The sequence below is a fragment of the Aliifodinibius sp. S!AR15-10 genome (assembly GCF_031569985.1).
Taxonomy (GTDB): domain Bacteria; phylum Bacteroidota; class Rhodothermia; order Balneolales; family Balneolaceae; genus JAMQKA01.
This window is the reverse complement of the sequence record NZ_JAMQKA010000022.1, coordinates 28928-41982: the sequence shown is the minus strand read 5'-3', so window position 1 is coordinate 41982 and position 13055 is coordinate 28928. Positions and strand designations below refer to the sequence as shown.

The 13055-nt window shown below is 45.9% G+C and carries 9 protein-coding genes and 1 pseudogene; all 10 read left to right on the top strand.

All coding sequences use genetic code 11. From position 1 onward, the window contains the following. The first annotated feature begins 2 nt into the window (after window positions 1–2). The 10 genes and pseudogenes from NC796_RS14860 to NC796_RS14820 all read left to right on the top strand — a co-directional run bounded on the left by NC796_RS14860 (window position 3) and on the right by NC796_RS14820 (window position 12770). Window positions 3–1481 carry a sulfatase gene (locus tag NC796_RS14860; protein ID WP_310685474.1) on the top strand — a complete coding sequence of 493 codons (1479 nt, stop codon included), beginning with the start codon at window positions 3–5 and terminating at the stop codon, window positions 1479–1481. An 8-nt stretch (window positions 1482–1489) separates the two neighbouring features. Then, window positions 1490–2899, top strand: a complete 1410-nt coding sequence (locus NC796_RS14855) for a sulfatase-like hydrolase/transferase (protein WP_310685472.1) — start codon at window positions 1490–1492, stop codon at window positions 2897–2899. Between the two features lie 190 nt (window positions 2900–3089). Further along, window positions 3090–4253 (top strand): helix-turn-helix domain-containing protein, encoded by a 1164-nt coding sequence (locus NC796_RS14850; RefSeq protein ID WP_310685471.1) that lies wholly within the window; start codon window positions 3090–3092, stop codon window positions 4251–4253. Next, window positions 4253–5911, top strand: coding sequence for a tetratricopeptide repeat protein (locus tag NC796_RS14845; protein WP_310685469.1), 1659 nt, complete (start codon window positions 4253–4255; stop codon window positions 5909–5911). Before NC796_RS14850 ends, NC796_RS14845 begins: the two co-directional genes overlap by 1 nt. Window positions 5912–6114: 203 nt before the next feature. Then, window positions 6115–7521, top strand: a complete 1407-nt coding sequence (locus tag NC796_RS14840; RefSeq protein WP_310685468.1) for an FAD-binding oxidoreductase — start codon at window positions 6115–6117, stop codon at window positions 7519–7521. Window positions 7522–7605: 84 nt separating this feature from the next. Beyond that, complete coding sequence (locus NC796_RS14835) at window positions 7606–8178, top strand: hypothetical protein (RefSeq protein ID WP_310685466.1); 573 nt, start codon at window positions 7606–7608, stop codon at window positions 8176–8178. A gap of 32 nt (window positions 8179–8210) precedes the next feature. Beyond that, window positions 8211–8732: a hypothetical protein gene (locus NC796_RS14830; protein WP_310685465.1), complete on the top strand. Its 522-nt coding sequence runs from the start codon at window positions 8211–8213 to the stop codon at window positions 8730–8732. Window positions 8733–8922: 190 nt separating this feature from the next. After that, window positions 8923–9078: pseudogene (locus tag NC796_RS26825) on the top strand (hypothetical protein); the annotation flags it as partial. 186 nt (window positions 9079–9264) lie between these two features. After that, the gene (locus NC796_RS14825) at window positions 9265–11163 is read left to right on the top strand and encodes an outer membrane beta-barrel family protein (RefSeq protein ID WP_409070382.1); all 1899 of its coding nucleotides are present in this window, start codon (window positions 9265–9267) and stop codon (window positions 11161–11163) included. Between the two features lie 527 nt (window positions 11164–11690). Next, the gene (locus NC796_RS14820; RefSeq protein WP_310685462.1) at window positions 11691–12770 is read left to right on the top strand and encodes a transposase; all 1080 of its coding nucleotides are present in this window, start codon (window positions 11691–11693) and stop codon (window positions 12768–12770) included. Window positions 12771–13055: the final 285 nt, after the last annotated feature.

Genomic DNA, 13055 nt, shown 5'->3' with positions numbered 1-13055 from the left:
CTATGCGAAAACTTTTGCCGTTGCTACTCATGGTATTCATTTGGGCGGAGGTGTTACCAGCACAACCCGATCTTCAAAAGGGGGAAAAGCCAAATATACTGCTTTTCATTGCCGATGATATGACCTGGCGCGATACGCCGGTGTACGGTAACGATGATGTGGAAACTCCCAATATTTCGCGATTGGCAGAAGAGGGCATGAGATTCGATAACATGTTCACAGCCACCGCTATGTGTTCCCCCACTCGTCAACAGCTTTATACCGGGCTGTTGCCGGTCCGAAGTGGTGCATTTCCCAATCACTCCCGGGTTTATGATGGGGTTAAAAGTTTTGGTCACCACTTCAAGGATCTCGGTTACCAGGTAGCCTTGATCGGCAAAAAACATTACGGTCCCCCGGAATCTTACCCGCTAAATTTTCTGGGCGGTCGCGATCACGATAACGGGAAAGGGACTGATATTCATTTGGATAATATCAGGCCTGTTTTGAATGAGTCCCAACCTTTTTTCCTAGTTATCGCAAATAATCAGCCCCACACGCCCTGGAACCGCGGTCCGGTCGAGAAGTACCGGGCTAAGAACCTGGAGGTCCCGGAGTATATGGTTGACACTAAAAAGACGCGAGAGAATCTGGCTCGCTATTACGCTGAAATCACTTATGCTGATAGTCTCTTGGGCCGCAGTCTGGACCTGCTGGAAGAGGCGGGTAAGTCGGAGAATACGATCGTGATTTTTACCAGCGAACAGGGTTCGCAATTTCCATTTGCCAAATGGACCAACTATGATCTGGGACTGAAAACAGGGTTTATCGCACGATGGCCTGGGATAGTTCCAGCTGGAAGCCACACTTCAGCACTTACGCAATATGTTGATGTGATACCCACCCTCTTAGAAGCTGCCGGACAGAACCCAGAAGTAGTAAACACTGGTAGCTTAGATTCCAGGGGACAGTCTGGGTTTGATGGTAGAAGTTTCCTGGGGTTACTTACAGAAAACAAAAAGGAGCACAGGCAGTATGTGTATGGCGTGCAGACAACACGGGGCATTTTTTCAGGTTCAGTTTGTTACCCGATTCGATCCGTGCGATCCAGTAACTACAAGTACATTCTGAATCTAAACAGTTCTTCGCCCTTTCGTAATCTCGTTACCACGGCCGAACAGGGAATCTACCAATCCTGGATTCAAGCGACTAATGAAGGATCAAATCAACGGCAATATGTGATGAAGTATACCAAGCGACCCAGGGAAGAGCTTTATGATATTCGAAAAGATCCGTATGAACGGAATAATTTAGCTGATAACTCTGAATACAACGATGTCAAGAAACGTTTGGCAAAGAAATTAAATGAATGGATGCAACAACAGGGTGATATGGGTATTGATACCGAACTGCAGGCCATTCAGCGGCAACCGCGCTGGGATGAGCAGGGATGGGACTCCTATGAAGAACAGCAAAACAAAGCAATTCTGGAAGGGAACTGATGGTCTTTGTGAAAGATAAAATAATATGCTTGCTGGTATTGTTGGTTTTAACCGCCTCTACAGCGACTGGTCAATCAGAAACCAGAAGATCGGTAGATCGTCCCAATATCATTTTTATTTTTATCGATGATATGGGCTATGGAGATATCAGCAGTTTTGGTAACAAGCTGCTGGAGACTCCGAACATAGATCGGCTGGCCGAGGAGGGGATAACGCTAACCAACTTTTATGTGGCCTCCCCGATCTGTTCCCCGTCACGAGTGGCAATCACAACCGGACAGTACCCGGCCAGGTGGGGAGTCCACTCATATTTGGCAAGCAGCGAAAAGAACCGACAGCGGGAGATGGCTAACTATCTGGATCCGAAAGCCCCTTCCATTGCTCGCACGATGCAAAAAGCAGGCTACGCGACCGCGCATTACGGGAAGTGGCACATGGGTGGCGGCCGTGATATTGGTGATGCTCCTCTTCCAAGAGCATATGGGTTTGACCGCTCGCTTGTCTCTTTTGAGGGGTTGGGTCCGCGCCTGCTGAGAGAAGGGCAGGGACTTTCCGAACAGAGTGCTCAGCTTGGACAAGGTCCCGTTCATTGGGTAAAGAAATGGGAAAAGACCGGTATTTACGTGGACAGCACGCTTGCTTTTATTGACCGTCACCAAAAGGAACCGTTTTATATCCATCTGTGGCCCGGTGATGTCCATGACCCGTTTATTCCAAAACCAGAGTGGCGTGAGAAATTTCGAGAATATGACAATAATCCCTACCAGCGTGATTTTCTGGCGACCCTGTGGAACTTGGACCATCAGGTCGGTCGGGTTCTGGACAGGCTGGATGAACTTGACCGGGCGGACAATACTCTCGTAGTTTTCACCAGTGATAATGGTCCCACCGACTGGCCGTTTTATTATGAGGAGTACCATTGGCCCCCCGGTAGTTCCGGACCATTTCGGGGTCGCAAGTGGAGTTTGTATGAAGGCGGCATCAGGATGCCTTTCCTTGCGCGATGGCCCGGCCATATCCCCGCTGGAGCAGTAGATGTTAGCACCGTTATGGGAGCAACCGATCTTTTTAAGACGATTTGCTCATTGGCAGGTGTTCAACCTTCTCAAGTGACTTTTGATGGTGAAGACATGAGCGAAGTCCTTTTAGGAAAACCTCAGCAACGTAAGGCACCTCTGTTCTGGGAATATGGTCGGGAGGAGTTCTATCTTTCCCCGGGCAATCCCCGGTTCCAGAGTCCCAACCTGGCAGTACGTGATGGCAAGTGGAAGCTGTTGATCAATGCCGACAGCACCGATGCAGAGTTTTATAACCTCAAACTAGATCACGCTGAGACGCAAAACTTAGTAGACGAAATGCCTGATACTGCTCGTCGGCTGGCTACAGAACTGCTGGAATGGAGGAGGTCCCTTCCGTAAAACTAAAGTAGCTACGAATTCCAGTATGTTAACTTCTGAACTGAATCCTAATTCGGGGAAAAGTACCAGCATACCTTTTTTGATGGTTCTCAATTATTAAAAACAGGTAAATATAGTGCGGCCTACCAATGCAGAATTGTAATATTATTGCTATCCTTATAATATTCTTTCTTATAGGGAGGATTATAAAATGGTGTCAAAGTCGAAAAGGGATAAAATCATATCGGAAGAGGATCGTTTTTTAGAGCACTTAGTCCAAATTTTGGAAAAGGAATTGGACTCCGGTAACTCTTCGATAGATAAGATAAGTGAAAAACTAGGAGTTAGTAGCTCAACCTTTTATCGCAGAGTTAAGAAATACACCGACTGCTCACCTGCGGAGTACATCAAAAGATTTCAGCTAAGGAAGGCAGCAAAATTACTGTCAGTCGATTTCGGGAATGTTTCGGAAGTGGCCTATGAAGTTGGATTTAACAACCTTTCCTATTTCGCGAAATGTTTTAAGAAACAATTTGGTGCAACTCCGGGGGAATACGCTAAAAGAAAGCAGTTAAAAAACAGATTTCATGTCAGAACGACCAGTTTTGTCGGCCGCCAAAAAGAACTATCTGAAATAAAAAAGGTCCTCAACCAGCATTGTTTGGTAACCCTAACAGGTCCGGGGGGTACGGGTAAAACACGTATCGCCATGGAGGTGGCCGACGAGGTAAAGGATAATTTCAGGGATGGTGTCGAGGTAGTTCGCCTCGCTTCTATCGCTGATGCTGCCCTCGTGCCTTCCACCATTTTGAGAACATTCAACCTATCAGAGCGTCCGAACAAAACGCCCATTGAAATCCTGGTAGATCATTTACAAGACAGGGAAGTGCTGCTGGTTCTGGATAATTTTGAACATGTAACAAGTGCGGCAACCAAAATTAACACCCTGCTGCAACAGTGTCCGAAGCTGACCGTCCTGATTACCAGTCGCGAAATTCTGCATCTCTCTGGAGAGTATCAATATTTTATCTCTCCACTGCCCGTGCCCGAGATTCCGGATGAAATAACTGCCGATACGCTTGCCAATCTCAGGGAATACACCTCGATTCAACTATTTCTCAAGCGGGTAGCGATGGTTTCATCGGACTTTCAGCTAGACCACCACAATGCAGCTGATGTCGTAACCATTTGCCGGGACCTGGATGGGCTGCCCCTGGCACTGGAGCTGGCTGCGTCCCATATAAAACTTTTTTCACCGGCCGAACTGGCAAAAGAATTGGGAGAGAACCTTTCGGTGCTTAGGTCTCTTGATCGCGATCGTCCGGAGCGACACCAAACCCTTTGGGGGGGGCAATCTCCTGGAGTCATAATCTGATGACCCACGATGAACAACACCTGTTCCAAGCCCTTTCCCTTTTTAACGGAAGTTTTGACCTGAAGGCTGCCGAAACTGTGGGGGGGGAAACCTCGGCACTTGATACTCTGGATGGACTGCGTTCTCTTCTGGACAAAAACTTTTTGTACACCACAGAATGGATGGATGAAACAAGGTTCAAAATGCTGGAGACGCTTAAAAGTTACGGTCGGGAAGCCCTACGGGAGAGCCGGAAAGAACATGTGATTACAAGAAAAATGGCAAATCACTTTCTGCAGATAGCCCAAAAAGCTGCCACTAAAATAAAGGGCGGTAGGCAGAAACATTGGATTCGACGCCTAGGGGTGGACCTGGACAACATAAGGGGTGTTTTATCATTGCTAGAACGACATCGCGAGGTAGAGCTGGGACTGCAACTCGGCACCGCTTTATGGCGCTTTTGGGTTTCGCAGAATTTAATGAATGAAGGCTATGAGCAACTAAAAAAACTGGTGAAGCTGGCAGACCATCTAAAATTTAATGAGGGATCGCAAAGGACCGAACTTTTAAAAGGCCGGGCCCTGAGTGCTATGGGAATTATGGGGATGATGGTTTCCAAAGACTACAAAAAGAATGAGAATAATTTCAGGCAGTGTATCCGAACCTTCAGAAGAATCGATCACAAAAAAGAACTGGCCGAAAGCTTAAACCATTACGGATGGATAAAAATTACAGCGGGGGAGTACCGGGAAGGAATTATGCACACCCGGGAGGCGCTGGAGCTTCATAAAAAGTTGAATGATGTTCGGGGCATTGCGGTATCGCACAACAACTTCGGCTGGATGGAGTATATTCACGGAAACTTATCAAAAGCGGAATCCCGTTTTACTGAGAGTATTTCTTTAAGGGAAGATATCGGAGATCGCAGGGGCAGTGCTTTTGTATCCTCATACCTGGCGCTCGTTGATCGGTGCCAGGGCAGATATGATGTGGGATTAGCCAGGCTCAGACAGGCCCGGAAGGTCCTTGAAGAATTGGAAGATCTGCAACTGGTGAGTATGGTGAACACCTCGCAAGGATATATTTTTTATGATATTGAAGAGTACAAAAAAGCAGAACGTACCCTTAAATCAGCCATTGACGGATGGAAAGAGGTGGGCAATCCCTTTGGCCTGCTTTGGGCGTATGATCTGCTCGGGTTATCGTACTTGCCTCTGGACAAACCTGGGTTGGCAAAAAAATATTTCGATCGCGCGAATGACGGCTATGAACACCAGGAACATGAGGTGCAACATTTAAATAAATGGGCCTCCGCTTTCTCTCTCTATTGCCTGGCGGAATATAATGCCCATAATGGTAACATAAGTGCTGCACTGGACCAACACCTGGACATACTATCCCGACGAATAAAACAGCAGGAAAAAGTGTACATCTGCGAATCACTTGAAGCCTGTGCAAGGCTGTTAGCTAATCAAGAAAACTGTAAAAAGGCTGTTACTTACCTGGCTTTGGCATCCCGGTTGCGAAACAGTATACACGCCCCCCGTCCACCCCGATCTGTAGTCTCCTGCAACAATACCCTTAATCATTGTAAAAAGATGATGTCTGAACAGGAATACAGGGAGCAATGGAAACAAGGTGAGACCTATTCCCTGGATAAATTACGTTCTATTGTCTAGCGATTCGAGTTCTACCTTTCGGATCGGCCTTTCTATTCCTCTTTCCTCCTCTTTGAATGAATACTGTCAAGAATTGAACGATATCTGTTATCCATTCGCCTTTCGATTCGGTAGCATATATCCGAGGGATATGAAGTAATTCAAATATAATTCAGTACCGGAGAGCATATTCTGTCCAAAAAAAATAAAAAGTGAGGTATGGCATGGCGGAACAATCAGTATATGACGAATTCAGTAATAACCTTAGAGGTAGTCTTGTCCGACCCGGGGATAAGGAATATGATGAATCACGCAGTGTCTATAACGGGATGATAGACCGCAAACCCAAATGCATCGCATACTGCCACAATGTTGCCGATGTAATTACTGCTGTCCGCTTTGCGAGGAAGGAGAATCTCCGACTCGCTATCCGTGGAGGCGGCCACAATGCTGCGGGTTTGGGTGTTTGTGATGACGGACTGGTAATCGATTTGTCAAATATCAACTTAACGTATGTCGATCCTAAAGAAAAAACAGTGCGAGTTGGCGGAGGTGCAACCTGGGGGGATGTGGATCATGCCACTCACGCTTTTGGACTGGCCACACCAAGCGGAATTGTTTCAACGACCGGCGTCGGCGGGCTCACGCTGGGCGGAGGACTTGGCCACCTGACGCGGACCTACGGCCTCACCATCGACAACCTGCAGGAGGCGAACCTGGTGCTGAGCGACGGCAGTTTTGTTACGGTCAGCAAGGATCAACATCCAGACCTTTTTTGGGCCATCCGGGGTGGTGGTGGCAATTTTGGGGTAGTCACTTCATTTAAATTTCGGCTTCACGAAGTGAGTACCGTCTATGCAGGTCCCACGTTCTGGGAGATGGATGAAGCCGAAGAGATTATGCACTGGTATCGTGAATTTATCCTGGATGCTCCGAATGAAATCAACGGTTTTTTTGCGATCCAGGTTATTCCGCCCGTCCCACCTTTCCCGGAACATCTTCACAACAAAACAATGTGTGGGGTGCTGTGGTGCTATCCCGGATCGCTGGATAAAGCGGAGGAAGTGTTCGAACCGATTCGAAAGGTGGGCAATATTGCACTCGACATGGTTGGACCACTGCCGTACCCGGCCCTGCAAAGTATGTTTGATGAGCTATATCCCGCGGGACTATACTCGTATTGGAAGGCCGATTACCTAACCCGATGGAGCGATGAAGCAATCAAGAAGAATATTGAGTATGGATCCAGGATACCGACGCCGTTATCAGGCATGCATCTCTATCCTGTGAATGGGGCGGCTCATGAAGTAGGAAATGATGAAACCGCGTGGAGCTACCGCGATGCCAACTGGGTTGAAAATATCGTGGGATTTGATCCCGACCCGGCCAACAAGAGGAAATTCACAGATTGGGCCAGGGAGTACTGGGAAGAGGCTGTGCATCCCTATACAGCCGGCGGAGCCTATGTGAATTTTATGATGGATGAGGGAGAGGACCGGGTGAAGGCCACTTACAAAAACAATTACGAACGGTTGGCTAAAATAAAAGCCAAGTATGATCCCGATAACTTTTTCAACGTGAATCAAAATATTAAGCCCAACTCTTCAACATACCCGAAAGCAGCAGAATAAAAGGATGTACGTAAAAGGGATAAGCATTTGAATTGTATCTGGCGAAGTATCCAAAAACACAACAAAAACGATGACAAGGAAAGTATGAAATCACTTAACACCACAATAGTAATATGTTTTTTTGCAATCAGCAGCCTTAGCGCCCAAACTGAATCTAAGCAGGCCAAAATTCAAAGCGCCATGAGTGCCGCTCCCGCTTCTATAGCTGAATCTGCCACGATCATGGACTGGCCGGCCGAAGAGGGTGGAGAGATGGTTGTGCTGCGTAAAGGTACAAACGGATTCACCTGCCTGCCGGACATGCCTGCAACCTCCGGCAACGATCCGATGTGTCTGGATGAACCGTGGATGAAGTGGATTGATGCCTGGATGAATAAAGAGAATTTCAAAACTAACAAGATGGGATTCGGGTATATGCTTCAAGGAGGCTCCCCGGGTAGTAATATTAATCCTTATGCCACAGAACCTACTGATGACAACGAGTGGCTTTCAGGGAACATACCACATCTTATGATCCTTGTTCCCGATGAAAGTGCCCTGGAAGGACTTCCGGTAACACCTGATCAGGGGGGGGCATGGGTGATGTTCAGGGACACCCCCTATGTGCACATTATGGCGCCGATGCCAAAGCATAATCCTTCCCTCGCGGGAAATTAAGTTTTAAAAAACTAAACACCAGGATCCATTTAATGATGAGTCGGTCTATAAACAAGGTGATATCATATTTGTTGGCAGTTGTGTTTATTCTTTTAATAACGAGCCCTTCACAAACCCATGCACAGACGCTCAAAGGCCGGGCTGTAATACATATCGTACCGGACAACACCCGGATGGTTAAGGTTCCGGGGGTATCTGGCCAAAACTTAATTCTTGCACACTTCAAGGGGCTCGTCTTCCTGAATAATGGAGAGATTGCCGAAGTGATGGGTGCCGAAACCATCCATCGCCCCAAGGGAAGTGGCCGATACCTTGGGTACGAAGTGCTGACCTTCAGTGATGGCTCTACGATTATGAGCAAGGTCGAGGGTAGCAACAAACCCAGCGAAGATGGTAAATCCGTTCAGTTTGAAGGCACGTTTACCTATATACAAGGAACTGGCCGCTTTGCAGGCATCGAGGGGAGCGGAGAACTGGAGGGGCGCAGTTATATAGCATCTGGATCGGGGGGCTATTACGACTTTGAAGGCACTTATTCTGTGCCCTCCAACTGAGCTAGTGTAAACTTTGACTACCTAAAAAGGTGAATAATGATGAAACCACATGTTGCACTATATCTATCAATACTGGTGGTATGCTTTCTTATAATAAGTCCAGAAATAGCTGGCGCCCAGAGCGGGGTGTCTGGTACAGTTACAGATATAAACGGTTCACCACTTCCTACCGCCACCCACCGATGAAAGAGGAAGGTATCACCTGCAAAATATTAAGACGGGAACGTATATCCTGTCGGTCTCCATGGTGGGATTCAGGCGACATCATACTGAGGAGTTCACAATAAAAGAAGAAACCATTCGGCTGACACAGATACAGCTTGAAGAATCTGTAGAACAGTTAGATGCAGTTTCTGTTACCGCAAGAAAACCACTGTTTGAACAGAAGATCGATCGGCTTGTCGTCAACGTGCAACGGAATATCACTTCTTCGGGCAATACGGCATTAGAAGTGCTCGAAAAGTCCCCAACCGTGCTGATCAACCGGCAGAGCAACAGCATCTCCCTGAACGGCAAAACCGGGGTGCGTGTGATGGTCAACGACAAACTTGTGCGCCTCCCGATCGATGCCGTGGTACAGATGCTGGATGGCATGAGTGCTGCCAATATTGAGCAAATCGAGCTGATCACAACCCCACCCGCCAAATATGAAGCCGAAGGGGATGCCGGCCTTATAAATATAAAGATGAAAGAGCATGGAGACTTGGGTTACAACGGTAATATCGGCGGTAACTTGGGATATAATTCAGCGGAGACGCTCGGAGGAAATTTTAACTTCAGCCGGCGGGGCCGGAAGATGGCCTATTTTATTAACTATTCAATTAACTACGACAATAATAAAAATAGGATGTTTAACAGAAGATCACTTCTGCAAGACGGGTTTAACGAGTTAATACGCAGCGATATTCAAAGGGATCCTATCACCGAAGTTCAGAATGCGCGACTTGGAATGGAATATAATATCAATGAAAAAACCACCGCCGGAATCCTGTTGACCGGATATCGAAGAAAATGGGATACCAAGGATCTTTCTGACAACTTTTTCCGGCTCGGACCAGACTCAACGCTGCTCACAGAGATGAACGTGCGTGAGACCAACGACTGGAAAAACGGTATGGCAAATATCAGCCTTGACCATTCGTTTAATGAACATCAAAGCCTAAACTTTGATGTTGATTACTTGTTCTACAAGCATGACAATCCCTCTTTTTTTCGAAATCGTTTTATTGATGGAAATATTGATCTGATGGATAATGAAGCGATTGATATAGAAAAGGAAACGCCGATCAATATATGGGTGGGTAAGATAAATTACAGACATCAACTTTCACCAACATTAAATATCGAGACCGGGATCAAAGGAACGTTGTCTGGTTTTAACAATGATGTGCAGGTCTCGGATAAAATTCAGGGTATTTGGAAAGTTAATAGTAGCCTGACTAGTGAAGCCGAACTCACAGAAAAGATTGGAGCATTATACCTTTCAAGTCGTTGGACACCGACGAATAATCTAAATATTAACGGCGGACTGAGATACGAGTATGCTGACAGGCTGCTGAGCACACCAACTGAGGCTGCCATTGTGGACCGTTCAGACGGCTACCTGTTTCCCAGCCTGTTCATAAAAAAAGAACTTTCACAGGCATACAGTATCCAGGCCTCCTATACCCGCAGAATTACCAGGCCGACATTTAACGACCTGGCCCCTTTTGTCCTTATTATCGATCCAAAGACGTTTATTTCAGGAAATTCAAATCTTGAACCTGCCATAAGTGATGGTTTTAAGTTCGATCTGCAGCGCAATCAGTGGCTGGTTTCTCTGCAGTATAGTTTTTCCAACAACGAGATAGCCGGCTACCAGCCTGAAATTGATCCTACAACAAACGAGCAAACCTACCATACTCAAAACCTGGATTATATGCGGACTTATGCTGTTACTACCAGTATTCCTCTAATTCCGGCAAGTTGGTGGGAGGTGCAAATGAATATCACAGGCAGATATCAACGATACCGGACCAGCCATCTCGGCAATAATGTTACTTTAAAAGAGACCGGATTTACAGCAAATCTCACAAATACTATTAATCTGCCAATAGAATTTACTTTTGAGATTTCCGGATTTTATGAATCGAAATCTGTATGGGGCATACAAATTTACAGGCCACGGGGATCGGTTGACGCTGGTATCCAAAAAAGGATTGGCGATGGGCAAGGAACTATCCGGCTTTCCATGGATGATATTTTTTATACCTACAGATGGGAGAGTGACATGCAGATACCAGAAGCTAATCTGGATTCATTCTTCAAATATGACTTTCACCTCCAGCAAGTAAAGCTCACCTTTACCTGGAACTTTGGTAATAATGAACTGAGAAATGTTTCCGTAGAATCGGGGTCAGCCGAAGAGCAGGGACGGGTGAATACGAATTGAAACAGGATATGTTTGAACGAGTTATCATTTGGGAATGGTAGTGTTCAAGCACCAAATAGTTTATTAATTAGGGCTTCCTTTTTAACAAGCTAACAATCTACATACCAATAACTTAGACCTTAAATTGGGTGTTTGAAATGCAGGGTTTTTACCGGTAATTGTCAAATTACCCTGCATTTGATACAGCCGATACAGTGATTATCCTTGCAAAACATTACAATCGGTAATCCCGAAACAGGGTGTTCACACAAAAAGGAACACCTCTGACCACGAAAAAGGTTAACGGGACTTTTTGAGCAAGCCCTAATTCAGTAGGTTTATGTCATCGATTATCTCTATCTATTCGACTGAAGATCGATTGCATTATCTTATTTAAGAAGTGAGACTAAGTAAGCACATTCAAATTTTTGCACCTACAATTAACTGGAAAAATTTGTTTCGCGTAGTAAAATTCCCTGCAAGTTGAAAATTAATAACTGAAGTTACGCACTGATTGTATTAAATTTTAGGGTAAAAAGACGGTTATTGTGGAAAACTTGCTGGATTTATACACGGACTATTTGCTAACTACCCCAACGCAAGCCACATGCACGGGTCTATCCAACGTGTTACATGGGCAAATAACCCATGATCGTTTTACCCGGCTGTTGGCGGGCGGGACCATCGATTCCAAACGCCTGTGGAGGCAAGCCAAGCCATTGGTGGAAGAAATGGTCGATTCGAGCGATTGTGTGGTTGTTGGGGTCGATGATACCATTCAGGAAAAACCTTACAGTCAGGAAAACGAATTGATTTGCTGGCATTACGATCATACCAAAGGACAAACGGTAAAAGGAATTAACTTTCTCTCAGCGGTGCTTACCACTGAGGAGTTGACCACTCCCATCGGGGTAGAGTTTATTCGAAAAACTGAGTGTGTGGTCGACTTGCAGGGACAGTTGCGTCGGCGTAGTCCGGTAACCAAAAACGAGTTATTTCGCCGGATGCTGCGGGTGTGCTGGGAAAATTGTTGGTTTGATTACGTGACAACCGATAGTTGGTTTGCCAGCAAACAGAACATGGAGTTTATTACCAATACCTTACAACGGGACTTTGTCATGGCGGTCAAAAGCAACCGTTTGGCCGCTCTCAGCAAAGCCGATAAACAGGCTGGATGCTGGACATTGATCAAGACGCTGGCCGGCCGGGACCAGCCCCTGAAAGTTTGGTTACGTGGGATGGATGATCCCGTCTTATTGATCAAACAAGTCTTCAAAAACGAAGATGATTCTGAAGGGGTTCGGTACTTGGTGGCCAGTGACTTGACGTTGAGTGCATCCGAGATGATCGGGATCTATCAAAAACGATGGAAAACCGAGGAGTACCACAAGTCGATCAAACAATGTAGCAGCTTGGGAGATTCTCCGGCTCATACCCCGGCAACCCAACAAGCGCATTGCATAGCGGCTATCATCAGCTATGTGAAACTCGAGAAGCTTAAGCTCAAAAACCGAATGAATCATTTTGCCTTGAAAAGCCAAATATGGGTGGAGGCGACCCGCCATGCCCTAAACAGCATGGGCAAGTTATCCACATCCCCTCAGAAATATGACTACTTAACAGCTTAATTGCTGCGTAACTTCAGTTAATAAGTAGGTAAATTGATTATTTTTAATCATAAAAACTACTTTTGGGCAAGATAAATACTACATACTACTACCATTATCATATTTGTATGATTTCCTATCAAGTTTTCCAACAAATTTTGTTACCCCAATGTTATCCGCAATTAATTGGACACAGCAAAATTTAAAAAATACTATACTCCTCACTAACCATATATTTGTAGATATAAATAAAATTATTAACAAAAATATATCAGGCTGAAACAAGTTCAGGATGACATCAAGGCT

Bases quoted from the DNA above. Each gene is read 5' to 3' on its own strand.
- NC796_RS14860 (WP_310685474.1), top strand. From the start codon at position 3: ATGCGAAAACTTTTGCCGTTGCTACTCATGGTATTCATTTGGGCGGAG.
- NC796_RS14850 (WP_310685471.1), top strand. From the start codon at position 3,090: ATGGTGTCAAAGTCGAAAAGGGATAAAATCATATCGGAAGAGGATCGT.
- NC796_RS14845 (WP_310685469.1), top strand. From the start codon at position 4,253: ATGACCCACGATGAACAACACCTGTTCCAAGCCCTTTCCCTTTTTAAC.
- NC796_RS14840 (WP_310685468.1), top strand. From the start codon at position 6,115: ATGGCGGAACAATCAGTATATGACGAATTCAGTAATAACCTTAGAGGT.
- NC796_RS14835 (WP_310685466.1), top strand. From the start codon at position 7,606: ATGAAATCACTTAACACCACAATAGTAATATGTTTTTTTGCAATCAGC.
- NC796_RS14830 (WP_310685465.1), top strand. From the start codon at position 8,211: ATGATGAGTCGGTCTATAAACAAGGTGATATCATATTTGTTGGCAGTT.
- NC796_RS14825 (WP_409070382.1), top strand. From the start codon at position 9,265: ATGGTCAACGACAAACTTGTGCGCCTCCCGATCGATGCCGTGGTACAG.